Below are 23,012 nucleotides of genomic sequence, written 5' to 3' on the forward strand. Positions count from 1 at the left end.
GGGTGTTCCGCGACGGGGAACGGACCGATGCAAGATCGGTTCGTGTGCCTCATCGCTTCCCGCTGTCAATCCAGGAAGGCCGATGAGCGTTACTCTTCATGTCTGTATCACCTGTCGCGCCGGCCAAACGCTGGCGGAAGGTGAAGTCGCGCCCGGTGCGCGTCTGCATGCCGCGCTTGTCGAGGCCGGTGTGCCCGACGATGTCAATCTGGTTCCCGTCGAATGCCTGTCGGCTTGCAGCCAGGGCTGCTCGGTTGCGCTCAGCGCGCCCGGCCGGTGGTCCTATGTCTACGGGCGCCTGTCCGAAGCCAATGCCAGGGATGTGATCGCCGGTGCCTCCGCCTACGCATCGGCGCCCGACGGCATCGTGCCGTGGCGCAGCCGCCCGGAAATCTTCCGCAAGCAATCGCTTGCCCGCATTCCACCTCTTCCCGTCGTGCCGGAGGCCGCAGAATGACTACACTCGCCAAGGTTCCGGTCACCGTCGTGACCGGCTTTCTCGGGTCCGGCAAGACGACGCTGATCCAGCACCTGATCCGCAATGCCAACGGCAAGAAGCTTGCGGTGCTGGTGAACGAATTCGGCAGCGAAGGCGTCGACGGCGACATCCTGAAATCCTGCGCCGATGCCAATTGCCCGACCGAGAACATCGTTGAACTCGCCAATGGCTGCATCTGCTGCACCGTCGCCGACGATTTCATCCCGGCGATGGAGCAGTTGCTGGCACGGCCTGTGAAGCCCGATCACATCGTGATCGAGACATCGGGCCTCGCGCTGCCGAAGCCGCTGCTCAAGGCGTTCGACTGGCCCGAAATCCGTTCGCGGATCACCGTCGACGGCGTGATCGCGCTGGCCGATGCAGAGGCCGTTGCCGCCGGCCGCTTTGCGCCGGATCCGGCTGCGGTGGATGCGCAGCGTGCTGCCGACGACAATCTCGACCACGAGACGCCGCTGTCCGAAGTGTTCGAAGACCAGATCGCCTGCGCCGACATCGTGCTGCTGACCAAGGCCGATCTCGCCGGATCGGAAGGCATCAGCGCGGCCAAGGCGGTGATCGCGGCCGAGATGCCGCGCGAGGTGCCGATGTTGCCCGTCGTCGACGGCGCCATCGACGCGCGCGTGATCCTCGGGCTTGGCGCCGCGGCCGAAAATGACCTCGCATCGCGTCCCTCTCATCACGACGGCGAAGAAGAGCACGAGCACGACGACTTCAATTCGGTAGTGATCGATCTTCCGGAGATTGTCGACATTGACGCGCTGGTCGCCTCGATCAAGGGGCTGGCGCGCGAGCAGAACGTGCTGCGCGCCAAGGGCTATATTGCGGTCGAAGGCAAGCCGATGCGGTTGCTGGTGCAGTCGGTCGGCGAGCGGGTGCGGCATCAGTTCGACATGCCCTGGGGCGTGCGGACGCGACAGTCCAAGCTCGTCGTGATCGGCGAACACGGTGATATCGATGAAGCCGCCATCAGGGCCCGGCTTGGTGTCTGATGCACGTCATCTTCCGCGAGAGCCGCGGCCTTGAGGAGACCGCGACACCAAGAGACCTCGGCCAGGATCCGGCCGATCTCGTGGTGTTGTCGTTTTCCGACAGCGATCTCGCGGCGTTCGCGGCCGGCTGGCGGCGCGGCCGCGCCACGTTGCCGTCGCTGCGGCTCGCCAATCTCGCGGAGCTGCGCCATCCGCTGTCGGTCGATACTTATATCGAGCGGACGCTGTCGCATGCGCGCGGCATCCTGGTGCGACTGATCGGCGGCGAACCCTATTGGTCCTACGGGCTGTCAGCGGTACATCGGCTGGCCAAGGAGCGCGGCATCGCCCTGGTGGTGCTGCCGGCGGATGGCCGCGATGATCTGCGGCTGGATGAGTTTTCGACGCTGCCGGTCTCGACGCTGCGCCGTCTGAAGGTGCTGTGCGACAAGGGCGGCCCCGTGGCCGCGCAGGCCGTGATCGCACAACTGGCGCTGGCGTCCGGACTCTATGCCGGACCTGTGGTCGGCGAGATCGATCTGCCCGAGATCGGCGTCTACGATTCCCGACTTGGCGCCGTCGCATCGCTGCCGCCACCGGATGGTCGGCCGCGGGTGCTGGTGACCTTCTATCGCTCGTATCTGGCGGTCGGCGACACCGCGCCGGTCGACGCATTGACCGATGCGTTGCGCGCGAAGGGTTTTGATGCCCACGGTGTCTTCGTCACCTCGTTGAAGGCGGCAGGCGTCGCCGGCTGGCTGCGCGCGCAGTTCGCACCATGTCCCCCGGCCGCCATCGTCAACGCGACCGCGTTCTCCGCGGCCGCTGACGACGGCACGACGCCGTTCGATGCCGTGTCGTGCCCGGTGTTCCAGGTTGGCCTGTCCACCGCGCGGCGCGAGGATTGGGCTCTGTCGCTGCGTGGTCTCTCGCCCGGCGATCTCGCCATGCATGTGGTGTTGCCGGAAGTCGATGGCCGCCTCTTCGCCGGCGTCGTGAGCTTCAAGTCAGCAGGCGAGCGCGATCCCGATCTGCAATTCGCGCATCTTGCGCATCGGCCGGACGCCGAGCGCGTCGCGGCGATTGCCGCGCGCGTCGCAGCCTGGCACCGGCTTGCCGGCAAGCCGGCGCAGGACAAGCAGCTTGCGCTGGTGCTCTCGAACTATCCTGGCCGCCCGCACCAGATCGCGCATGCCGTTGGCCTTGATGCGCTTGCTTCGGTGGAGACGTTGCTTGCCGATCTCGCGGCTGCAGGTTTTGCTCTCGCGCCGGCAGAGTCGCTGGGCGACGCGCTCTTGTGCCGGAAACTGGCCTGGGGCGTGGCCGAGTATCGCGCGGCAATGGCCAGCATTCCGCAGCAGCTCCAGGACGATCTTGCGCGCACATGGGGTGCCCCGGAAAGCGATCCCGATTGCCGCGACGGTGCGTTTCATTTCGCGGCGATCCGGTGCGGCAGGTCGATCATTGCCGTTCAGCCGGAGCGCGGCGAGGCCGGTCATCGCGATGCCGATTATCACGATCTCTCGCGCGCGCCGCGCCATGGCTATGTCGCGTTCTATCTGTGGCTTCGGCAGCAGGGCTTCGATGCCGTCGTCCACATGGGTGCGCATGGAACGCTGGAATGGCTGCCCGGCAAATCGGTTGCGCTGTCATCGGCGTGCTGGCCGGAGGCATTGATCGGCGATCTGCCTGTGATCTATCCCTTCATCGTCAACGATCCCGGCGAGGCCGCGCAGGCCAAGCGCCGGATCGGTGCCGTGACGATCGGCCATCTGCCGCCGCCGCTGGCGCAGGCCGCCGTGCCGCAGGGCTTGCGCCGGCTTGAGCAGTTGCTTGATGAATACTCCACCGCGGACGGTCTGGATCCGGCGCGGCGGCAGCGCCTGATTGCCGCGATCCGCGAAGAAGCGCGCATTGCCGGGTTGGAGGACGATCTCGGTCTCGCGGCGTCAGTCTCCGCGGCCGAGGCCATTCCACAGATCGATCGTTTCGTCTGCGATCTTAAGGAAAGCCAGTTCGGCGACGGCCTGCACGTGTTCGGGCAGGGCGCTTGCGGCGATGCAGAAAGGGCAGCACTGCGTGATGCGCTTGCCGGCCGGCGTGTTGCGCCAGGGCCGTCAGGCTCGCCCTATCGCGGGCGGAGCGACGTGCTGCCGACGGGACGCAACCTGTTTGCCGTCGATCCGCGCGCGGTGCCGACGCCCTCGGCGCATGCGCAGGGCGTGAAGCTCGCTGAGGAGCTGCTGCGCCGTCATTTACAGGATCACGGCGACTGGCCGAAGGGGCTCGTCGTCGATCTCTGGGGCTCGTCGACGATGCGCACCGCGGGCGAGGACTTTGCGATGGCCCTGCACCTTGCCGGCATCGCGCCGCGCTGGGATCACGGGTCGGGCCGGGTGTCGGGCTACGACATCATCGCGCCGGCGGAGCTCGGCCGCCCGCGCATCGACGTGACACTGCGCGTGTCAGGCCTGTTCCGCGACGTGTTTTCGGGATTGGCCCAGCTGTTCGAAGCCGCGACGGAAGCATTGTCCGAACGCAGCGAGGAGGCGGACGAGAATCCCTACCGGCAGCGCATCGCACGGGTGTTCGGTCCTCGCCCCGGACATTATGGTGCCGGCATTGCGGCGGTCCCGGATGTCTTCACGCAGGAGGCTCGCGAGGCGGCCGGGGAGGCCTGGCTGTCGGCGTCATCCTGGGCCATTGCGTCCGACGGCGAGATCCACCCGGATCGCGCCGCCATCGAGGCGCGGCTCGCTGCCGCCGACAGTTTTGTCCATACCCAGGACTTGCCGGAGACCGATCTGCTGCTGGCGGCGGACTATGCTGCGCACGAGGCCGGCATTGCTGCGGCGGCGCGCCGGCTCGGCACAACAGTCCCATCGCTCTATCACCTCGATGCGACGCGGCCGGATCAGCCGCACGCTCGCTCGTTGACCGAGGAGATCTCGCGGGTGGTGCGGGCGCGCGCCGCCAATCCGGCATGGATCGCCGGCATGATGCGGCATGGCTTCCGCGGTGCTGCCGAGATCACGGCGACGCTGGAACACATGGCGGCATTCGCGCACCTCGCCGGTGCGGTGCCGCCGCACCTGTTCGACCTCTATTACGACGCGACGCTCGGCAATGACGAGGTTCGCAGCTTCATGGCGCGCGAGAATCCGGCCGCGTTGGCTGCGATCGAAACCTGCTTCACCCGGTTGCACGAAGCCTCGCTGTGGCAAACGCGGCGCAACTCGATTGCGGCGGCGTTGCAGGAGGTCTCATGAGCGCGGTCGCGATCAAGGGCTGGTGTCCCGGTGCGCTGCGGCCGATGCAGTCGGGCGATGGCCTCGTGGTGCGCATTCGCCCGCGCGGCGGCCGGCTGGACGCAATGCAGGCGGCGCGGATCGCCGAGCTTGCTGCGCGATATGGCAACGGCCTGATTGACCTGACCAGCCGCGCCAATCTCCAGATCCGCGGCGTCAGCGAGGAAGGTTATCCGGCCTTGATCGATGGGCTCGCCGGGCTCGGCTTGCTTGACGCTGACCCGGACACAGAAGCGCGGCGCAACGTTCTGGTGACGCCGTTCTGGACCACCGAAGACGATACACGCTCGCTCGCGGCCGAGCTGGAACAAGCGCTCGCCGGCGCTTCGCTCGATCTTCCGACCAAGTTCGGCTTCGCGATCGATGACGGCAGCGAGCGGGTGCTGGCTGGCGCGTCGGCCGATATCAGGATCGAACGCGCTTGCAACGGAGGCTTGCTGGTGCGCGCCGATGGCGCACAAGTCGGGCTCAGTGTCACGCGGAGCGAGGCCGTGCAGGTCGCGCTGGCGCTGGCCGAATGGTTCATTGCTTCCGGCGGAGCCAGCGGTGAGAAGCGACGAATGGCGGCGCATCTGACCGCCGGTGCGAGCCTTCCCGAGCCGCTTCGGGGCGACGCCGCGCCGGTGGCTCGATCGGCAAACCCTGTTCCCGGTCTCACTCCGACCGGTGCGATGGTCGGCGTGGCTTTCGGGCAGATGCCGTACCAGACGCTCGGCCATCTCGCCACCTGCGCGCAGGCACTTCGCATGACGCCGTGGCGGATGATGTTGGCCGAAGGGATCCATGAAATGCCGCGTGGGGCGGACCTCATCATTGATCCCGATGATCCGGCGCTCCGGGTGATCGCTTGCAGCGGCGCGCCGCGCTGCGGTGAGGCGCATGCCGATACGCGCGCATTGGCATCCGCGCTCGCCTCGTTTATCCCGGCCGGTGCCCGGCTTCACGTCTCCGGCTGCGCCAAGGGCTGCGCCCAGTCCGGCGCTGCCGATGTCACCCTCGTTGCCTCGCGCAAGGGTTTCGACCTGATCCGCGGCGGCACGACGCGGGATGCGCCGGTCGCGCGAGGACTGAGCAGCTCGTATCTCGTCGCAAATCCTTCGCTACTGTCGGGAGGCGATTGATGCCGCACGTCTATGAGACCGACGGCGCGGCGATCTATCGCCAGTCCTTTGCCACCATCCGGTCGGAGGCCGACCTTGCCCGCTTCACGCCGGACGAGGAGCCGGTGGTGGTGCGCATGATCCATGCCGCGGGCATGGTGGGCCTGGAAGCCCATATTCGCTTCACGCCCGGCATGGCCGCCCGCGCACGGGCAGCCTTGCAGGAGGGCGCGCCGATCCTCTGCGACGCGCGCATGGTGTCGGAGGGAATTACGCGCGCGCGGCTGCCGGCCCGCAATGAGGTGATCTGCACGCTCGGTGACGCCGCCGTTCCCGCGCTCGCGCAATCGATGCGCAACACGCGCTCGGCCGCTGCGCTGGAGCTGTGGCGGCCGAATCTGGCCGGCGCGATCGTCGCAATCGGCAACGCGCCGACGGCGCTGTTTCACCTGCTCAACATGCTGGAGGAGGCTGACTGCCCGAAGCCGGCGGCAATCATCGGCTGCCCGGTCGGCTTCGTCGGCGCGGCCGAGTCGAAGGCGGCATTGATCGCCGAGCCGCCCGTGCCGGCGCTGACCGTCGAGGGGCGGCTCGGCGGCTCGGCGATCACGGTTGCCGCCGTCAATGCGCTGGCGAGCCGGAGCGAATAGCGATGGGACGCATCATCTGCTGCGGGCTCGGCCCCGGCGATCCGGACCTGATGAGCGTGCGTGCCGACCGCATCGTGCGCTCGGCAAGGCATGTCGCCTATTTCCGCAAGAAGGGGCAACTCGGGCAGGCGCGCCGCATCGTGGAAGGCTTGCTTGCCGCTGACGTCAGCGAGTATCCGATGGAATATCCGGTCACCACGGAGATCGCGTTCGACAATCCCGAATATGCGCGCCTGCTGGCCGAATTCTACGATGCATGGGCCGAGCGGCTGGCGCGGCTTGCGCGCGAGATCGACGTGGTCGTGCTGTGCGAGGGCGATCCCTATTTCTATGGCTCGTTCATGCACCTCTATTCGCGGCTGCAGGGCCGTGCCGAGATCGAGGTGATCGCAGGCATTCCCGGCATGGTCGGCTGCTGGAATGCGATCGGCCAGCCCATTGCGCTGGCCGACGATGTCTCCACCGTCCTGATGGGTACGCTGCCGGAGGCGGAGCTCGCGCAGCGGATGCGCAGTTCCGACGCGCTGGTCGTGATGAAGACCGGCCGCAATCTTCCGAAGATCCGCCGCGCGCTCGTGTCCGCCAGCCGTCTCGACGACGCGTGGCTGGTCGAGCGCGGCACCATGCCGGATCAGCGGATCGCCCGGCTCGCTGATATCGGTGAGGCCGACTGTCCGTACTTCGCGATCGTGCTGGTGCACGGGCAGGGGCGGCGCAGAGAGGCGGGCCAATGAGCGGCACGCTGACCATCGCGGGATTGGGGCCGGGCGATGAGGCGCTGATCACGCCGGAAGTCTCCGCTGCGCTCGCGGCGGCGACCGACATCATCGGTTATGCACCCTATGTTTCGCGCGTGCCGCCGCGCGCCGGCCTGACGCTGCATCCGTCCGACAATCGTGTGGAATTGCAGCGCGCCGGCGAGGCGCTGCGGCTTGCGGCCGCGGGACATCACGTTGTCGTAGTGTCCTCAGGCGATCCCGGGGTGTTCGCGATGGCATCCGCCGTGTTCGAGGCGCTGGAGGATGCACCGCAATGGCACGAGCTGCCGATTCGCGTGCTGCCCGGCGTCACGGCAATGCTGGCGGCGGCCGCGAGCGTCGGCGCGCCGCTCGGCCACGATTTCTGCGCAATCAACCTCTCCGACAATCTCAAGCCATGGTCGCTGATCGAGAAGCGCCTGCGGCTCGCGGCAGAGGCCGACTTTGCCATCGCGATGTACAATCCGCGCTCGGCGAGCCGGCCGGAAGGTTTTGCGCGCACGCTCGAGATCTTGAACGTAGCTGGTTGCGGCAAACGCATTGTGATTTTCGCGCGCGCCGTCTCGACATCAGACCAGCGGATCGAAACGGTCGAGTTGCGCGACGCGCGGCCCGAGATGGCCGACATGCGGACACTCGTGATCGTCGGCAATTCGGCGACGCGGCGCGTCGGCCGCTGGGTCTATGCGCCGAGGCAGGTCCGATGACCGAGCCATCGCATCACGGCTTCGACGCTTTGCACCTGCGGCCGTTCGGGCAGCAGCGGCCGCGTGATCATGATGACGGGAAGACCGAGGGCGCGGGCGGCGTCGATCTTGGCGCGAGCGCCGGTTCCGCCGGAATTGCGGGCGACGATCCATTCGATACTGCGCGCGCGCATCATCTCGAGCTCGGCCTCGAGCGTGAATGGTCCGCGCGAGACGATGACGTCCGCACCGGGCAGTGGCAGCGTTTCACCTGGTGGGTCCACGAAGCGCAACGTATAGGCATGCTGCGGCAGGGCACCGAACGGCGCGATGTGCTGGCGGCCGATCGCGAGAAACACGCTGGCGCGGCGCTCCGGCAGTGCAGCGGCCGCGGCTGCGACGTCAGCGACTTCGATCCAATGATCGCCGGAGGTTTTCTCCCACGGTGCGCGTTCAAGCGCGAGCAACGGCGTTGCGGTTTGCGCACAGGCTGCGATCGCGTTGCGGCTCATGTCGGCCGCGAAGGGATGTGTCGCGTCGATCACATGCGAGATGCCTTCGCTCCGCAGATAGTCGGCAAGACCACTGATGCCGCCGAAGCCGCCGATCCGGGTCGGCAAAGGCTGCGCGGCCGGCGCATGGGTGCGTCCGCCATAGGAATAGACCGCGTCAATGCCCGCGCGCGCGATCGCAGCGGCGAGCAAATTGGCGTCGGCCGTTCCGCCCAGGATCAGGGCGCGCGTCATGGGTAATCCCTGGTTGACCATCATCGGTATCGGCGAAGATGGCCTTGCGGGGCTGTCGGACGCAAGCCGAAAGGCGCTTGGTGAAGCGGAAACAGTTTTCGGCGGCGAGCGGCACCTTGCACTGGCCGGGATTACCGATCGGGGCCGCGCCTGGCCGGTGCCGTTCGACGCGGACATCGTGCTCGGCTGCCGCGGCCGTCCGACTGCTGTGCTCGCCTCCGGGGATCCGTTCTGGCATGGCGCCGGCGGAAGCCTTGTCGAGAAATTGCAGGCTGGCGAGTGGGTCGCACATTCCGCGCCGTCGACGTTCTCGCTTGTGGCGGCACGCCTGGGCTGGCGGCTCGAGAATGCCGTCTGCCTTGGCCTTCATGCCGCACCGTTTGAACGGCTGGTGCCGCATCTTTCGCGCGATGCACGGATCATCTGTCTGGTGCGCGATGGCAACGCGGCCGCCGATCTCGCGCGCTGGCTCACGGAGCGTGGCTGGGGGGCGTCAGCGACGTGGACGCTGTCCGCGCTCGGCGGACCGCGGGAGTCCATTACGCAGCATCGCGCCGACTCCTATGCAGGAGATTCAGGCGACAGCCTGGTCGCAGTCGCGCTGGAGGCGCGGGGAACGCAAGGGCTCGCGCGCAGCTCCGGTCTTCCTGATGCATTATTCATGCATGACGGCCAGCTGACAAAGCGGCCGGTCCGCGCGCTTGCGCTGTCGGCGCTTGCGCCGCGGCCCGGTGAGCGCCTGTGGGATATCGGCGCCGGTTCGGGCTCGATCTCGATCGAATGGGCGCTCTGCGGCGGGACGGCCGTTGCCGTCGAGGTGCGCGGCGAACGCGCCACAAACATCCGCAGCAATGCCGCGAGCTTCGGCCTGACGCACCGGATCACGATCGTCGAGGGTGAGGTGCCCGGCATTCTGCCGGAGCTCGCGGCCCCCGATGCCGTGTTCATCGGCGGCGGCCTCGATGCCGATATGTTCGATGCGATCTGGTCGCGCATCGCGCCGGGAACGCGGCTGGTCGCGCACGCGGTGACCCTGGAAACCGAGGCGCTGCTATCAGACCTGCATCAGCGGCATGGCGGTGAACTGATGCGCGTCGAGATCGCGCAAGCCGAGCCGCTCGGCCGCTATCGCGCCTGGAAGGCCGCGCGGCCGATCGTGCAATGGAGCGTGATCAGATGAAGGTCGCGGGTCTGGGATTCAGGCGCGAAGCTGGTGTTGCGTCCTTACGTGAAGCGCTCGACGCGGCCGGCGGTCCTGAAGGTCTTGCGGCGCTTGCAACGCTGAGTGACAAGGCGGATGCAACGGCGTTGAGAGTCCTGGCGCAGCAACTCGGGCTGTTGATCCGAAGCATCCCCGCCGAGGCGTTGACCGAGATCGAAACCGTGACGCAGTCCGAGTTGATCCGTGCCGCATTTGGCACAGGCTCGGTCGCAGAAGCCGCGGCGATCGCCGCGGCAGGACGTGGTGCGCGGCTGATCTCGGCGAGGGCTGTTTCGCGAGATCGAATGGCGACCGCAGCAATCGCGGAAGGAGACGGTGAATGACGGTGCATTTCATCGGCGCAGGACCGGGCGCCGCCGATCTGCTGACCTTGCGCGGGCGCGATCTCATTGCCTCGTGCCCGGTATGTCTCTATGCCGGATCGCTGGTGCCTCCAGGCGTGCTGGCGCATTGCCCAAAGGATGCGCGCATCGTCAACACGGCATCGATGTCGCTCGACGAGATCATCGCCGAGATTGCCGCGGCGCATGCAGAGGGCAAGGACGTCGCGCGGCTGCACTCGGGTGATCTATCGATCTGGTCGGCGATGGGGGAACAGCTGCGCCGGCTGCGCGCGCTGCAGATTCCGTATTCGGTGACGCCCGGCGTGCCGGCGTTCTCGGCGGCCGCTGCGGCACTGGAGGCCGAGCTCACGCTGCCCGGCCTTGCGCAATCGGTGGTGCTGACGCGCACGCCGGGCCGGGCGAGTGCGATGCCGGATGGCGAGACGCTGGCGGCGTTCGCCACGACCGGCGCGGTGCTCGCGATCCATCTGTCGATCCATCTGCTCGACAAGGTCGTGACCGAGCTCACGCCGCATTATGGCGCGGACTGCCCGGTGGCGATCGTGTGGCGCGCGAGCTGGCCGGACCAGCGTATCGTGCGCGCCACGCTTGCGACGCTCGATGCCGCGCTTGGCCCCGAGCTCGAACGCACCGCGCTGATCCTGGTCGGCAAGACCCTCGGCGCGGATGAGTTCGCCGAAAGCCGCCTGTATGCGGCCGATTATGACCGCCGCTACCGCCCGGTGGGCGAAGCACCACGCTTTCCGGAATCAGCGCCGGAATCATCGCAATGACCGCGGGGCTTGTGATCTCCGCACCGGCATCTGGCGTCGGCAAGACGACGTTGACCCTGGCCTTGGCGCGCGCTTACCGCAATCGCGGGCTCAAAGTGCAATGCCTCAAGAGCGGGCCCGACTACATCGATCCGGCGTTCCATGCCGTCGCGACCGGACGCGCCTCTGTCAACGTCGATAGCTGGGCGATGGCGTCAGATGCGATCGCTCATCTGGCAAGCCGCGGTGCGGATGCCGATCTCGTGCTGGCCGAAGGCTCGATGGGGTTGTTCGACGGCGTCGCCGCGCGCGGCGTCTCGGGCACCGGGGCCACGGCCGACATTGCCGAGATGACGGGATGGCCGGTGCTGCTGGTGATCGATCCCTCCGGCCAGGCCCAGACGGCGGCGGCGATCGCGGCGGGGCTGCGCGATTTTCGCGCCGGCGTGCGGCTGGCGGGTGTCGTTCTCAACCGTGTCGCCAGTGCGCGGCACGAAGCGCTGGTGCGCGATGCCATGGCGGGGGCGGGCATTGCCGTGCTGGGCGCGCTGCCGCGCCACGCCGAGATCGCCTTGCCGAAGCGCCATCTCGGCCTGGTGCAGGCCGAAGAGCAGGCCGAGATCGATGGCCTGATCAGCGAGGCCGCACGCTTCGTCACTGGGCATGTCGATCTCGATGCCGTGTTGCAAGCGGCCCAGGTCTGGTTGCCGCAACCAGCCGCGCGCAGCCTGGACATCACACCGCCCGGCCAGCGCATCGCGCTCGCGCGCGACGCCGCGTTCTCTTTCGTCTACCCGCACATGCTGGAAGCATGGCGCGCCGCCGGCGCCGAGATCGTGACGTTCTCACCGCTTGCCGATCAAGGCCCCGATGCGGACGCCGATGTGTGCTGGCTGCCCGGTGGCTATCCTGAACTGCATGCCGGCCGGCTTGCCGCCAACAGGAGATTTATTGGCGGATTGCGCACCTTCGCCGAGACAAGACCGCTACATGGCGAGTGCGGCGGCTACATGGTGTTGGGCGCCGCGCTCATCGATGCCGAGGGTGTGCGCCATGAGATGGCCGGCCTGCTCGGCCTCGAGACGAGCTACGCCAAGCGTCGCATGCATCTGGGCTATCGGCTCGCCGAACTTGCCGCACCCATGCCCGGGCACCGTCCAGGCGTGCGGCTGCGCGGCCACGAGTTTCACTACTCGACCATCGTCGCGCAGCCCGACACGCCGCTTGCGGTGGTGCGCGATGCGACCGGCGCGATCGTCGCGGAAACCGGATCGCGGCGGAGCAACGCGACGGGCACCTTCTTCCATCTGATCGCGGAGGACCGATGAGCGGCTTCGTCTCCTTCGTTTCCGCCGGCCCCGGCGATCCCGAGCTTCTGACCATCAAGGGAGCGGCGCGGCTGCGCGAGGCCGACGTGGTGCTCTATGACGATCTTGCCGCGGGCGCGATCCTCGATCTCGCGCGCTCCGGCGCCAATCTCGTCGCGGTCGGCAAACGCGCCGGCCGCCTCTCGGCGAAACAGCATCACGTCAGCCGGCTGCTGGTCGACTACGCGGCGGCGGGCGTGCGCGTGGTGCGGCTGAAATCTGGCGATGCCGGCATTTTCGGCCGCCTCGAGGAGGAGATCGAGGCGCTGCGCAATGCCGGCATCGGCTACGAGATCATCCCCGGCGTGACCTCGGCCTCGGTTGCCGCAGCGCAGGCCGGCATTCCGCTGACGCGGCGGCTGACCTCGCGCCGGGTCCAGTTCGTGACCGGCGCCGATGTCACCGGCGAATTGCCGGCGGATTTGAACTGGGCGGCGCTGGCCGATCCCGAAGCGACCACGGTCGTCTATATGGGCCGACGCACCTTTCCGGCCTTGGCCGCGAAGCTGGTCGCGCACGGCCTTTCGGCCGAGACGCCCGCACTGCTCGCGGAGTCGCTCGGCCATGCCGACGAGCAGCTTCATCGGACCACGATCGCAGGGCTGGCCGAACAGCTCGCGCACGCGGGCGCTGCCACGACAGCTTCGATTATTCTGTTCGGTGCGCTGGCGCCGGATCAAGGTTGATGCGGCCATGTTGACGCTGTCCCTGATCGGTATCGGTTGTGGCGACCCCCGGCAGCTCACCCTCGCTGCAACGGCCGCGATCAATGCCGCCGACTTGATCCTGATCCCGCGCAAGGGGAGCGCGAAGTCGGACCTCGCCGAATTGCGCCGAACGATCTGCGCAGAGGCGCTGAACAACGACCGTACGCGCATTGCTGAGTTCGACCTGCCGGTGCGTGACGCCGGCGAGGAGGACTATCGCAAGGGCGTGGACGATTGGCACGATGCGGTCGCCGCGAGCTGGTCGGAGCAAATCGCGCGCCATCTCGGCCGCGAGGGCCGCGTCGCTTTGCTGATCTGGGGCGATCCCTCGCTCTACGAATCCAGCCTGCGGATTGCGCAACGGCTCGATCCGCTGCCGTCGATCGACGTGATCCCAGGCATCACGTCGATCCAGGCGCTGTGCGCGGCGCATGCGCTGCCGCTCAACGAGATCGGCGAGCCCTTCCTTGTCACGACGGGCCGGCGGCTGCGCGAGGGCGGCTGGCCGCCTGGTGTCGATACCATCGTCGTGATGCTCGACGGCGGCGCCGCCTTCCAGACGCTCGATCCTGAGGGCCTGAGGATCTGGTGGGGCGCCTATCTCGGCATGCCCGATCAGATCATCCTGGCGGGGGAGCTCGCGGAGGTCGGCCCCCGCATCGTCGCCGTGCGTCGGGATGCGCGCGAACAGCATGGCTGGATCATGGACTGCTACGTCCTGAAGCGGAGTTCGTGATCGAGAGATTGCCTGCAGCGGGCGCTGCTAGAGCATGATCCGGAAAAGTGCGAAGCGGTTTTCCGAAAGGATCATACGCAAATAAAAGGCTAAGGCGCGATGACGATTCAACCTAATCTCATCGCGCTTTAGGTCTTCAAGCCGCGAATCGAGGGTTGGATGGTCAGGCGGTAGGCGACGAGCTTGTCACCACCGAACTGCTCGAGTGTCGTCTCGCAGACCGGGCAGCGATACTCGCCCTGGCTTGCTGAGCCGGATGCCAGCTCAAGCCGTCGGAATCCGGCCCCGCAGCGCGGACACGTGACGTCGTCCTTCTTCATCAACTCACCCCAGAACAACACCGGCGGTCCTTCTTTAGCGCAGACTGCGCGGCGGAACTATGTTCACGGGCGGAGAACTACGGATCATTTCCTGCATGGGAATAAAACAATCGTCCGCGTCGAGCGGAACGCCGCGCAGCCGGTCGCGCTTTACAGTTGGCCAATTTCAGCGCATTCCGCAAACTCGGCAACGGGTTACGATGCGGCCTTAAAGAGCGATAGGGAAATCGATTTGCGCGGCGATAATGGCTGCCATGTTGCAGCGCTCGAGGCAGATGTTGCGTCTGCTCAATTGCCCGACAACGCGCGATCGCCGGCGAACGCAGGGTTCGCCGGCGATCCATCGCCATCAGCGGATGCCACCTATTACCGCGTCAGGCGAACCACGTCCTGCCTCAGCAAATAGAGCGAGACCGCGAGCAGAACGACGTCCTTCATCAGGAAAGGCACGTTGCCGGTCATCGCGGGGAAGCCTCCGGCGGCAACGTCCCAGCCATCGGGCATGAACGGGATGATGGTGACCGTCGCGATGAACGTCCCGGTCGAGCCGAGCGCGCCGAGGATGCCGAGCCGCTTGTCCCAGAAGCCTGCCAGAAGCAGCGAGCCGAACGTCCATTCCGAGGCGCCGAGGAAATAGCTGGCGCCGGCGTGACCGAAGACTGGATATAGCCACCAGATCAGCGGCCCGTTGCTGATGAACGGGACCAGCCGTTCGAATTCGTAGGGGAACCATTTCTGGTACCCGAAGAACAGGAACATGATGACCATCGAGGCCCGGACAACGTGATAGTCGAGATCCTCCGCGAGCAGGCCGGATCGGTAGAGGGCGCGGACAAGTGGACCTTGCTGGGTGCTGGAAAGTGTAGTCATGATCGCGATCCTTTCGATTGACTTCGGCCGCGTCATGCGACGGCGGGGAAGTCGATGTCGGTGTCGTTGATGCGGTTGAAGACGTTGGTGAAGACGATGGTCGCAAACGCCAGGCTGATCTCGACCAGCTGCGCATCGCTGTAGCCGGCAGCCTTGATCGCGGCGAAATCCTCGTCGCTGACGGTGCCGCTCGACCGCGCGAGCTTGCGAACGAAATCGATCAGCACATCGTACTTGGCATCACCGGTCGGCTCGCCGTCGCGGATCTGCTTCAGCGCATCGGCCTTCACGCCGGCGAGCTTGGCGAAGTGCGAATGCGCGGCGACACAGTAATCGCAGCCGCCGACGGCACTGACCACGGTCTTGATGATCTCCTGATCACGCTTGGACAGGCTGCCGCCGGCGAGCACTGCATCGGCGGCGACCATCGCCTTGAGCGCGGCCGGGCTGTGGGCGGCGATCGCCGTATAGGCATTCGGGACGCTGCCGACCGCCCTCTTGATCTGGGCGTAGATCTGGCCGGACGGGCCGGTGTCGGTTTCGAGATTGGGGACTGAAAGACGAGACATGGTGGCACTCCTTGCTGGGGTTGGTGAACGATTGCGGAGTGACAATAGGATCGAGGTTTGAGACATTGAATGTTCATACAGCTCGATTATATGCTCAATCATCTCATGGACTGCCTCGAGGGTATTGGCGATGGATTGGCTCAGCCGGCTGTTCGAGATGATGCCGGTGCGCGGGCGGCTCGATATTCGCTGCAGTTACAGCGTGCCCTGGCGCATCGAGCAGGGCCCGGGTGCGACCAACGAGATCCCCTATCATGCGGTGCTGGCCGGCTCGGCGATCCTGGACGATCCCGCAGGCGGTCAGCCGCTGCTGCTGAAAACCGGCGACATCCTTCTGCTACCGGGCAACCCGCGACACGTGATGCATGACGGCAGCGGAGCGGCGCCGCTGCCGCCGCGCAACCGGGCGGCGCAGAATTTCACGATCAGCGAAAACCTGGGGTCGGACGAACGGCTCGACCTGCTGTGCGGACACTTCGCGATTGCACCTCCGCACGACCGTCTGTTGCGCAGCTATCTTCCGCCGCGTCTTGTCGTGCATGCCGGCCCGCGGATCGGAAAGGGGACGGCCGCACAGCTCGCCGGCCTCGTGGCCCTGATGCGCAGCGAAACCGCCGACGATCATCTCGGCGGCCGCGCCATGCTGAACGCACTGTCGACGGCGATGTTTGCGCTTGCGCTGCGGCTTGCGAGCGAAACGGGGGCCGCGCCACGTGGTCTTCTTGCGCTGGTCGGCGATCCTCGCATCGCGCCCGCGGTTGCCGCCATGTTCAATGATCCGGCACGCGCATGGTCGCTACCGGAACTGGCGCGGCTATGCAACATGTCGCGCGCCACGCTTGCACGACAGTTCCAGGACAAGCTCGGACGATCTGCCAGCGATCTGCTCACCGATATCAGGATGACGCTGGCGGCGAACGAATTGAGGAGTTCATCGCTTTCGACCGGCGCGGTCGCGGAAATGGCCGGCTACCAATCCGAGGCCGCCTTTCAGCGCGCCTTCAAGAGCCATATGGGCGTGACGCCGGCGCAGTGGCGAAAGGCGCAATCGTCCGAGCCGGGTGGCGGTGACGAGGGGCGCCGCACGGGATGATCCGTCGCGCGCCCTGGAAGTCTGACCCGCGACGGGCAGGCGGCCGATGGCTTGCCGCCACAGGCCGCGTTGTGCGCTGTCATGCCTTCACGGCGGCCGCCTGCTGCAGAACCGCGATCATATCTTCTGGCTCCGGGCGGCGGGTATAGTCGGGATTCACCTCCGAGTAGAGGATCAGGCCATCCTGTCCGATGACGTAGCGGGCCGGCATCGGCAATGTCCAGCTCGGATCGTCATTGAAGGTCGGCAGATCGTTCTTCAGCTGCTTGTAGAGCTCGACCAGATAGTCGGGCAGGTGCAAGCGCAGTCCGAAGGCGTCGCCGACCTGTCCCTTCACGTCGGACAGGATAGGGAAGGAGAGTCTGTTCTGGCGCACTGACTTCCGGCTGTTCGGCGCGGTCTGCGGCGAGATCGCGACCAGCGAAGCGCCGTATTTGTCGAATTCCGGTTTGGCGGCTTCCAGTGCCTGCAGCTCCATGTTGCAATACGGGCACCAGACGCCGCGGTAGAAGCTGAGCACCAGCGGGCCGCGCTTCAGCAGGTCGACCGAGCTGACGATGTTGCCGTCGGGATCCCGGAGTGCGAAGGCGGGGGAGACATCGCCGGCCTTCCTGGCGCGCTGGGCGGCGCCGGATGCGATCAGCTCCGCGGTGGCGCGGTGCACGATGTCGATGACAGTGCGCGGAACGTTGTAGGGCGGTTTTCCGGCCTCGAAGTCCGCCTTGAAAGCGTCGAGCCTGGCTTGAAGCGACATAGTGATCTCCCTTGATTTCAGGGTGGAGGACGGCGGCGCCGTCTGTTGGTTGAACTCACACCTGGGAAGCTAGGGAAAAAACGGCTGTGCGGGGTAGCGCTGCCGTCGACCTAATACTTATTCCTGTTCGGAATAAGTACGCTGATTGTTTCACCCGCCGGATGACGCGTCACGCATTGAAGCTCCGCTCGAAGAAGTTCACGAATGCACGGGCCTTGGCGGTCGCGGCGCGGCCGGTCGGAAGCACGGCCCAGAGATCTAGCGCGGGGAGGCTCCACTCCGGCAGGACGGCTCGCACAGCGCCCGATTTGAGCTCGGGGGTGAACATCCATTCTGAGGCGATTGCGAGCCCGGCATCGGACAGCACTGCAGCCCGAACGCCTTCGGCGGCGCTTACCCGCAGCCGGCTCCGCACAGTGACGGCGAGTTCGGTGCTCTCGCGTTGAAATGACCACACGCTGCCCTCGCGCAGATAGACGACGGCCTGGTGCCGGCTCAGTTCGCCCGGCGTGGACGGTGTGCCGGATCGCTCGAAATAGGCCGGCGTGCCCAGCACGAGGCGCTTGCATCTTGCGACCCGGCGCGCGGTTAGCGTCGAATCCGTCATCTTTCCCATCCGCAGGGCGACGTCGATGCCCTCCTGCACCAGATCGATCTGACGGTCGTCGAGCACGACCTCAAGCTCAAGTTCCGGGTTCTGCGCGAGGAATCTCGGCAGCATCGGAATGAGATGGATGCGGGCGAAGGTGACGGCGGCGCAGATCCGCAATCGTCCCTTGAGGCCGGCTCCGGCGCCGCGCGCGGCGATCTCGGCCTCGGCCGCCTCTTCAAGCGCGCGCCTGGCGCGCTCGAGGTAGCCGAGCCCCGCTTCGGTCGGAGCGAGGCCGCGGGTCGAGCGCGTCAGCAGCTTGACCCCGAGAAATTCCTCAAGCTGTGCGACGGACTTCGAGACCGCCGGCTGGCCGATCCGAAGCTGCCGCGCCGCGCCGGAGAACGAGCCGGTCTCGACCACCCGCACGAACGTCTCCATCGCCGCCAGGCGATCCATGGCTATTCTCCGCAGGAATGAGCAATACAGCCCATCCTGTCACGGGTCGGAGCGAATGGCCATTTCCAGGCACGCGCAGGCGGCAGGGGCGGGCAGGCTACGACTTGCGATGCCTTGCGTTGACCGCGATCGCGGCGGCGGCGGTGCGGTTCTCGACGCCGAGCTTGGCGTAGATCTGCTCGAGATGCTTGTCGACGGTGCGTGGGCTGAGGCCCAGGATCTGCGCAATATCGCGGTTGGTCTTGCCCTTGGAGAGCCAGGACAGCACCTCGCCCTCGCGGGTGGTGAGGCCGAGCTCGCTGGAGAATTCCGCGGGCATGTCGCCGCTGGTGTCTTTTGCCAGCCGCAGCAGGAACTCGTTCGGACCGAGCTTGCCCATATATTGCAGCCGAAGCTGCTCATTGCCGGGGAATGACGCCACGGTCGCGGTCTTCTTTCCCGCCATGCCCTTCTGTGCCTGTTCGAGCCATTGCGGCATCGGATCCGGCAAGACGAAATCATCGGCGGCGTCGGCGAGCGTATCCGACAGCAGTTTCTGGGCCTGCGGCGTCGCCCATAGCAGCGCGCCTGATCTGTTGACCGCGAGCAAATAGCGGCCGGAGACATCGAGCGCGGCGCGGGCGCTCTGTGTCATCCGTGCGTTGGCGAGGTGGACCCGAATGCGGGCCAGCATCTCCTCGATCACGATCGGCTTGGTGACATAGTCGACGCCGCCGGCCTCCAGTCCACGCACGATGTGCTCGGTTTCGGCGAGGCCCGTCATGAAGATGATCGGGACGCCGTCGAGCCCGGCATCGCGCTTCAGCCGCCGGCAGGTCTCGAACCCGTCCATGCCGGGCATCACGGCATCGAGCAGCACGATATCAGGGGTGATCTGCTCGACGATACGCATCGCGGAGGCGCCGTCGAGCGCGACCATCACGGTCATGCCGGCGCCGTCGAGCGCGTCGGTCAGCAGCCGCAACGTCTCCGGCGAGTCGTCGACGACGAGCGCGACGTCGCGCTTTCTTTGTTCAATGGTCATAGCTGTGCAATGTCTTCAACGTCGCCATATATTGATCGAGATCGAACCGGTCGATCAGCGTGCGCATCTGGCCGACGAAATCGGCATGTTCGGGATGTTCATTGCCGATCTCGTCGAGCTTGAGCTGAATCGCTCTGATATAGCCGAGCTGGCCAAGGCTGATCAGCTCCTCGACATGTTTAACCGGCGGACGCGAACCGCTATCCGGCTTCCATTGCGGAGGCGGCGACGGCTCGGCCTCATACTGCCACTCGATCTTGAGCAATTGGCGGATGGTCTCGAGCAGCCGCGGGATGTCGATCGGCTTCATCAAGTAGCCGTCGTGGAAGGGCTGCGCCAGCGGCGCGCCATGGGCCTCCAGCGCGCTTGCCGAGATCATCAGGATGCGCGCCTGGTGATGGCCTTCGGAGCGCAAGGTCTCGGCGACCGTCCAGCCGTCCATGCCCGCCATCGAGATGTCGAGCAGGAACATGTCCGGCCGGCAGTGTTGCGCCAGCGCAAGGCAGCCCGGTCCATCCGGCGCGCTGAGCAGGATGAAGCCGAGCGGCGCCAGGATCTCGCGCAACAGGTCGCGATGAGTCGGGTCATCGTCGGTGATCAGGATGGTCTTGCGCGGGCCGTGATAGCCGTACACGGGAGCGTCGACCGGCGCATCGCGGCGCGGATTGGTCACTTCTGACAGCAGCAGCTTGACCTTGAAGGTGCTGCCGGTGCCGACCGTGCTCGAGACCTTGATGTCGCCGCCCATCACGCCCGCGAGCAGGCGGCTGATGGTGAGGCCAAGTCCGGTGCCGGTCTGCGGCTGGGTGACGCCGAGCGCGCCGCGCTCGAACGGCGCGAAGATCCGCTCGAGGTCGTCGGGCTGGATGCCCGGCCCGGTATCGATCACCTCGAACTCGGCGACCGGACTGCGGTAATGCACCACGAACTGCACCTGGCCGGATTGCGTGAACTTGATTGCATTCGAGAGCAGGTTGATCAGGATCTGCCGCAGCCGCTTCTCGTCGGCGTAGACCACGACCGGCAGCACGGCAGGCCGCTTGAACACGAAGTCGATGCCCTTGGCTGCGGCCTGCAGGCGGAACATTCCGACCAGCTGTTCGAGGAAATCGTTCAGCCGCACCTCGTCGCGCGACAGATAGAGCCGGCCGGCCTCGATCTTGGAGATATCGAGAATGCCGTCGATCAGGCCCGACAGATGATCGGCGCTGCGGCGGACCACGCGCACTTGCTCGCGCGGACGTATGTGGAGACTGTCATCCTGCTCCAACAGCTGCGCGTAGCCGGAGATCGCGTTGAGCGGCGAGCGGAGCTCGTGGCTGAGGCCGACCACGTAGCGGCTCTTGGCGAGGTTGGCCGATTCAGCGACTTCCTTGGCGCGCTGCAGCTCGGCGTCGGTGCGCTTGTGGGCGTCGATCTCCTGGATCAACAGCGTGGTCTGCCGCCGCGTCTCTTCCTCGGCGGCGCGCCGGCTCTGTTGCGCCAGCACGAACAGCCACGCAACGACACCGATGATCAGGGTCAGCGCAAAGAACACTTTCCACAGCACATCGGCCAACAATTCATTGGCATGCACGGCTGCCGTGGTCTGCAGATAGATCAGGCCGAGCACCAGCGCCACGAGGCCGGCCGAGACCGCGAACACGCCGAGGTAATGGCCAAGCTGCGAGTTGATGCGGGCGTAGATCGGTTGCGGCATCACCTTGCCCAGGGCTTCCGCGACCTGTGCGCCGATCCGCCCAAGCGGCTTGCAGAGGTCGTGGCAGCGCGCGTCGAGCGAGCAGCACAAGGAGCAGATCGGGCCGGCATAGGCCGGGCAGGCGGCCATGTCCTCGGGCTCGAACGCATGCTCGCAAATGCAGCACTGGATCGATTCAATGTTCTGCCAGCTCCGCTTCGGCTTGCGCGCGATGTAGTACTTGCCGTCCGTCGCCCAGGCAATCAGGGGGGCCGCGATGAAGGCGACCGCGAGCGCGACGAAGGCGGACAGCGCCTTGGCGGTCGGGCCGAACAGGCCGTAGAACGCGCTGATCGAGACCACGGTCGCGATCGTCATGGCGCCGACGCCGACCGGATTGATGTCGCAGAGATGGGCGCGCTTGAACTCGATGTGCTGCGGCCGCAGGCCGAGCGGCTTGTTGACGACGAGATCGGCCACCAGTGCGCCGACCCAGGCAATCGCGACGTTGGAGTAGAGCGCCAGCGTCTGCTCCAGCGCCTTGTAGACGCCGATCTCCATCAAGAGCAGCGCGACCACGACGTTGAACACCAGCCACACCACGCGGCCGGGATGCGAGTGGGTGAGGCGAGAGAAGAAGTTCGACCAGGCGATCGAGCCGGCATAGGCGTTGGTGACGTTGATCTTGACCTGCGACAGGATCACGAATGTGCCGGTCAGCGCCATCGCGAGGTCAGGCTGCGACAGCACATAGCGGAAGGCTTCGAGATACATGTTGGCAGGTTCGGCCGCATGCTCCGCCGAGACGCCGTGGCTGAGCGCGAAGAAGGCCAGGAACGAGCCGGCCAGCAGCTTGAGCGCGCCGAGCACGATCCAGCCGGGGCCGGCAGAGAGCAACGCGATCCACCACGCCTTGCGCGAGGTGCGGCGGTCGCGCGGCAGGAAGCGCAGGAAGTCGACCTGCTCGCCGATCTGCGCCACCAGCGCGAACACGACCGAGGCCGCGGTGCCGAACAGCAGGAGGTCGAGATTGCCAGCGGGATCGCCGTGCTCGCCGGCGAATTTCCGCCACTCGGTGAAGGAATGCGGATTGGCCCAGGCGATCGCCGCGAACGGCATGATGTGGAGGACGATCCACAACGGCTGGGTCCAGAGCTGGAACCGGCTGATCAGCGTGATGCCGTAGATGACCAGCGGAATGATCACGACTGCGCTGATCAGATAGCCGATCGGCCGCGGGATGCCGAAGCACATGTCGAGCGCGCTGGCGAGGATCACCGCCTCGATCGCGAAGAAGATGAAGGTGAAGGAGGCGTAGATCAGCGAGGTGATGGTCGAGCCGATATAGCCGAAGCCGGCGCCACGGGTCAGTAGGTCGATGTCGATGCCGCTCTTTGCGGCATGGTAGGCGATCGGCAGCCCGCACAGAAAGATGATGACGCTGACGACCAGGATCGCGGCCGAGGCGTTCATTGCCCCATAGTTGAGGGTAATGGTGCCGCCGATCGCCTCCAGCGCCAGGAAGGAGATCGCGCCGAGCGCGGTGTTGGCGACGCGGGCGGCAGACCAGCGCCGTGCGCTCTTGGCGGTGAAGCGCAGCGCGTAGTCTTCCAGCGTCTGGTTGGCGACCCATTGATTATATTGGCGCCTGACGCGGTCTATCCGCTGCCGCCCTGCCACTCGTTCTAACTCCTGGTCCACGATGCGCTGATCGCGGGCAAATCCCGTACCAAAAACCTACGTCGCTATTTTGCGGTGCAGTATACGCGATCTCACGTATCAGTGCGCTGCACAAAAGTGAGCAATCCTCGCC

General features: G+C 66.3%; 22 protein-coding genes. 14 read left to right on the top strand and 8 right to left on the bottom strand.

What is annotated here, in order from left to right:
* Positions 1–82 precede the first annotated feature (82 nt).
* From CK489_RS23025 to cobJ, 7 genes are read left to right on the top strand one after another with little or no spacing between them, the layout of a single operon-like run.
* Positions 83–457, top strand: coding sequence for a DUF1636 family protein (locus CK489_RS23025; protein ID WP_050627843.1), 375 nt, complete (start codon positions 83–85; stop codon positions 455–457).
* A complete protein-coding gene (gene cobW, locus CK489_RS23030) occupies positions 454–1,488 on the top strand; it encodes a cobalamin biosynthesis protein CobW (RefSeq protein WP_095733910.1) in 1,035 nt (344 codons plus the stop codon). Before CK489_RS23025 ends, cobW begins: the two co-directional genes overlap by 4 nt.
* Positions 1,488–4,736, top strand: a complete 3,249-nt coding sequence (gene cobN, locus CK489_RS23035) for a cobaltochelatase subunit CobN (protein WP_095733911.1) — start codon at positions 1,488–1,490, stop codon at positions 4,734–4,736. The genes cobW and cobN overlap by 1 nt, the downstream gene beginning before the upstream one ends.
* On the top strand, positions 4,733–5,896 hold the full coding sequence (cobG, locus tag CK489_RS23040; RefSeq protein ID WP_095733912.1) for a precorrin-3B synthase: 1,164 nt from the start codon (positions 4,733–4,735) through the stop codon (positions 5,894–5,896). The genes cobN and cobG overlap by 4 nt, the downstream gene beginning before the upstream one ends.
* Positions 5,896–6,525 (top strand): precorrin-8X methylmutase, encoded by a 630-nt coding sequence (locus CK489_RS23045; RefSeq protein WP_095733913.1) that lies wholly within the window; start codon positions 5,896–5,898, stop codon positions 6,523–6,525. The genes cobG and CK489_RS23045 overlap by 1 nt, the downstream gene beginning before the upstream one ends.
* 2 nt (positions 6,526–6,527) lie before the next feature.
* A complete protein-coding gene (locus CK489_RS23050) occupies positions 6,528–7,259 on the top strand; it encodes a precorrin-2 C(20)-methyltransferase (RefSeq protein ID WP_095733914.1) in 732 nt (243 codons plus the stop codon).
* The gene (gene cobJ, locus CK489_RS23055) at positions 7,256–7,990 is read left to right on the top strand and encodes a precorrin-3B C(17)-methyltransferase (RefSeq protein WP_095733915.1); all 735 of its coding nucleotides are present in this window, start codon (positions 7,256–7,258) and stop codon (positions 7,988–7,990) included. Before CK489_RS23050 ends, cobJ begins: the two co-directional genes overlap by 4 nt.
* On the opposite strand, the gene CK489_RS23060 is transcribed toward cobJ, so the two are convergent.
* Positions 7,966–8,715 carry a cobalt-precorrin-6A reductase gene (locus CK489_RS23060; protein WP_095733916.1) on the bottom strand — a complete coding sequence of 250 codons (750 nt, stop codon included), beginning with the start codon at positions 8,713–8,715 and terminating at the stop codon, positions 7,966–7,968. The two genes, cobJ and CK489_RS23060, sit on opposite strands and share 25 nt — an antisense overlap.
* Between CK489_RS23060 and cbiE the strand changes: the two genes are divergently transcribed.
* From cbiE to cobF, 6 genes are read left to right on the top strand one after another with little or no spacing between them, the layout of a single operon-like run.
* The gene (cbiE, locus tag CK489_RS23065; RefSeq protein WP_095733917.1) at positions 8,714–9,895 is read left to right on the top strand and encodes a precorrin-6y C5,15-methyltransferase (decarboxylating) subunit CbiE; all 1,182 of its coding nucleotides are present in this window, start codon (positions 8,714–8,716) and stop codon (positions 9,893–9,895) included. The genes CK489_RS23060 and cbiE overlap by 2 nt on opposite strands.
* Positions 9,892–10,260, top strand: coding sequence for a cobalamin biosynthesis protein (locus CK489_RS23070; RefSeq protein ID WP_198961002.1), 369 nt, complete (start codon positions 9,892–9,894; stop codon positions 10,258–10,260). The genes cbiE and CK489_RS23070 overlap by 4 nt, the downstream gene beginning before the upstream one ends.
* A complete protein-coding gene (gene cobM, locus CK489_RS23075; protein WP_095733919.1) occupies positions 10,257–11,054 on the top strand; it encodes a precorrin-4 C(11)-methyltransferase in 798 nt (265 codons plus the stop codon). The genes CK489_RS23070 and cobM overlap by 4 nt, the downstream gene beginning before the upstream one ends.
* A complete protein-coding gene (locus CK489_RS23080; protein WP_095733920.1) occupies positions 11,051–12,361 on the top strand; it encodes a cobyrinic acid a,c-diamide synthase CobB in 1,311 nt (436 codons plus the stop codon). Before cobM ends, CK489_RS23080 begins: the two co-directional genes overlap by 4 nt.
* Entirely contained in the window at positions 12,358–13,086 is a 729-nt protein-coding gene (gene cobA / locus CK489_RS23085; RefSeq protein WP_095733921.1) for a uroporphyrinogen-III C-methyltransferase, read from the top strand. Before CK489_RS23080 ends, cobA begins: the two co-directional genes overlap by 4 nt.
* Before the next feature lie 7 nt (positions 13,087–13,093).
* Entirely contained in the window at positions 13,094–13,843 is a 750-nt protein-coding gene (cobF, locus tag CK489_RS23090) for a precorrin-6A synthase (deacetylating) (protein ID WP_095734623.1), read from the top strand.
* Positions 13,844–13,971: 128 nt separating this feature from the next.
* On the opposite strand, the gene CK489_RS23095 is transcribed toward cobF, so the two are convergent.
* From CK489_RS23095 to CK489_RS23105, 3 genes are all read right to left on the bottom strand, one after another.
* Entirely contained in the window at positions 13,972–14,163 is a 192-nt protein-coding gene (locus tag CK489_RS23095) for a hypothetical protein (RefSeq protein WP_050627853.1), read from the bottom strand.
* A 366-nt stretch (positions 14,164–14,529) separates the two neighbouring features.
* The gene (locus CK489_RS23100) at positions 14,530–15,033 is read right to left on the bottom strand and encodes a YkgB family protein (RefSeq protein WP_050627941.1); all 504 of its coding nucleotides are present in this window, start codon (positions 15,031–15,033) and stop codon (positions 14,530–14,532) included.
* Between the two features lie 32 nt (positions 15,034–15,065).
* On the bottom strand, positions 15,066–15,602 hold the full coding sequence (locus CK489_RS23105) for a carboxymuconolactone decarboxylase family protein (protein WP_095733922.1): 537 nt from the start codon (positions 15,600–15,602) through the stop codon (positions 15,066–15,068).
* 130 nt (positions 15,603–15,732) lie between these two features.
* Here CK489_RS23105 and CK489_RS23110 point away from each other — a divergent pair, with 130 nt between their 5' ends.
* Positions 15,733–16,695 (top strand): AraC family transcriptional regulator, encoded by a 963-nt coding sequence (locus CK489_RS23110; protein ID WP_095733923.1) that lies wholly within the window; start codon positions 15,733–15,735, stop codon positions 16,693–16,695.
* Positions 16,696–16,774: 79 nt separating this feature from the next.
* Here CK489_RS23110 and CK489_RS23115 read toward each other — a convergent pair whose 3' ends face one another.
* The 4 genes from CK489_RS23115 to CK489_RS23130 form a co-directional block, all read right to left on the bottom strand.
* A complete protein-coding gene (locus tag CK489_RS23115) occupies positions 16,775–17,449 on the bottom strand; it encodes a peroxiredoxin-like family protein (protein ID WP_095733924.1) in 675 nt (224 codons plus the stop codon).
* Between the two features lie 169 nt (positions 17,450–17,618).
* Entirely contained in the window at positions 17,619–18,497 is an 879-nt protein-coding gene (locus CK489_RS23120) for a LysR family transcriptional regulator (protein WP_050627857.1), read from the bottom strand.
* Between the two features lie 97 nt (positions 18,498–18,594).
* Complete coding sequence (locus tag CK489_RS23125; RefSeq protein ID WP_095733925.1) at positions 18,595–19,521, bottom strand: response regulator; 927 nt, start codon at positions 19,519–19,521, stop codon at positions 18,595–18,597.
* A complete protein-coding gene (locus CK489_RS23130; protein ID WP_095733926.1) occupies positions 19,511–22,879 on the bottom strand; it encodes a hybrid sensor histidine kinase/response regulator in 3,369 nt (1,122 codons plus the stop codon). Before CK489_RS23130 ends, CK489_RS23125 begins: the two co-directional genes overlap by 11 nt.
* Between the last annotated feature and the right edge of the window lie 133 nt (positions 22,880–23,012).

The sequence above is a fragment of the Bradyrhizobium sp. UFLA03-84 genome (genome assembly GCF_002289535.1).
GTDB classification, from domain to species: Bacteria; Pseudomonadota; Alphaproteobacteria; order Rhizobiales; family Xanthobacteraceae; genus Bradyrhizobium; species Bradyrhizobium viridifuturi.

Coding starts and splice junctions, on each gene's coding strand:
- cobM (WP_095733919.1), top strand. CDS start 10,257: ATGACGGTGCATTTCATCGGCGCAGGACCGGGCGCCGCCGATCTGCTG.
- cobA (WP_095733921.1), top strand. CDS start 12,358: ATGAGCGGCTTCGTCTCCTTCGTTTCCGCCGGCCCCGGCGATCCCGAG.
- CK489_RS23045 (WP_095733913.1), top strand. CDS start 5,896: ATGCCGCACGTCTATGAGACCGACGGCGCGGCGATCTATCGCCAGTCC.
- CK489_RS23050 (WP_095733914.1), top strand. CDS start 6,528: ATGGGACGCATCATCTGCTGCGGGCTCGGCCCCGGCGATCCGGACCTG.
- CK489_RS23115 (WP_095733924.1), bottom strand. CDS start 17,449: ATGTCGCTTCAAGCCAGGCTCGACGCTTTCAAGGCGGACTTCGAGGCC.
- cobN (WP_095733911.1), top strand. CDS start 1,488: ATGCACGTCATCTTCCGCGAGAGCCGCGGCCTTGAGGAGACCGCGACA.
- cobG (WP_095733912.1), top strand. CDS start 4,733: ATGAGCGCGGTCGCGATCAAGGGCTGGTGTCCCGGTGCGCTGCGGCCG.
- CK489_RS23120 (WP_050627857.1), bottom strand. CDS start 18,497: ATGGATCGCCTGGCGGCGATGGAGACGTTCGTGCGGGTGGTCGAGACC.
- CK489_RS23110 (WP_095733923.1), top strand. CDS start 15,733: ATGGATTGGCTCAGCCGGCTGTTCGAGATGATGCCGGTGCGCGGGCGG.
- cobF (WP_095734623.1), top strand. CDS start 13,094: ATGTTGACGCTGTCCCTGATCGGTATCGGTTGTGGCGACCCCCGGCAG.
- cobJ (WP_095733915.1), top strand. CDS start 7,256: ATGAGCGGCACGCTGACCATCGCGGGATTGGGGCCGGGCGATGAGGCG.
- CK489_RS23070 (WP_198961002.1), top strand. CDS start 9,892: ATGAAGGTCGCGGGTCTGGGATTCAGGCGCGAAGCTGGTGTTGCGTCC.
- cbiE (WP_095733917.1), top strand. CDS start 8,714: ATGGGTAATCCCTGGTTGACCATCATCGGTATCGGCGAAGATGGCCTT.
- CK489_RS23080 (WP_095733920.1), top strand. CDS start 11,051: ATGACCGCGGGGCTTGTGATCTCCGCACCGGCATCTGGCGTCGGCAAG.
- CK489_RS23060 (WP_095733916.1), bottom strand. CDS start 8,715: ATGACGCGCGCCCTGATCCTGGGCGGAACGGCCGACGCCAATTTGCTC.
- CK489_RS23105 (WP_095733922.1), bottom strand. CDS start 15,602: ATGTCTCGTCTTTCAGTCCCCAATCTCGAAACCGACACCGGCCCGTCC.
- CK489_RS23100 (WP_050627941.1), bottom strand. CDS start 15,033: ATGACTACACTTTCCAGCACCCAGCAAGGTCCACTTGTCCGCGCCCTC.
- CK489_RS23025 (WP_050627843.1), top strand. CDS start 83: ATGAGCGTTACTCTTCATGTCTGTATCACCTGTCGCGCCGGCCAAACG.
- CK489_RS23095 (WP_050627853.1), bottom strand. CDS start 14,163: ATGAAGAAGGACGACGTCACGTGTCCGCGCTGCGGGGCCGGATTCCGA.
- CK489_RS23125 (WP_095733925.1), bottom strand. CDS start 19,521: ATGACCATTGAACAAAGAAAGCGCGACGTCGCGCTCGTCGTCGACGAC.
- cobW (WP_095733910.1), top strand. CDS start 454: ATGACTACACTCGCCAAGGTTCCGGTCACCGTCGTGACCGGCTTTCTC.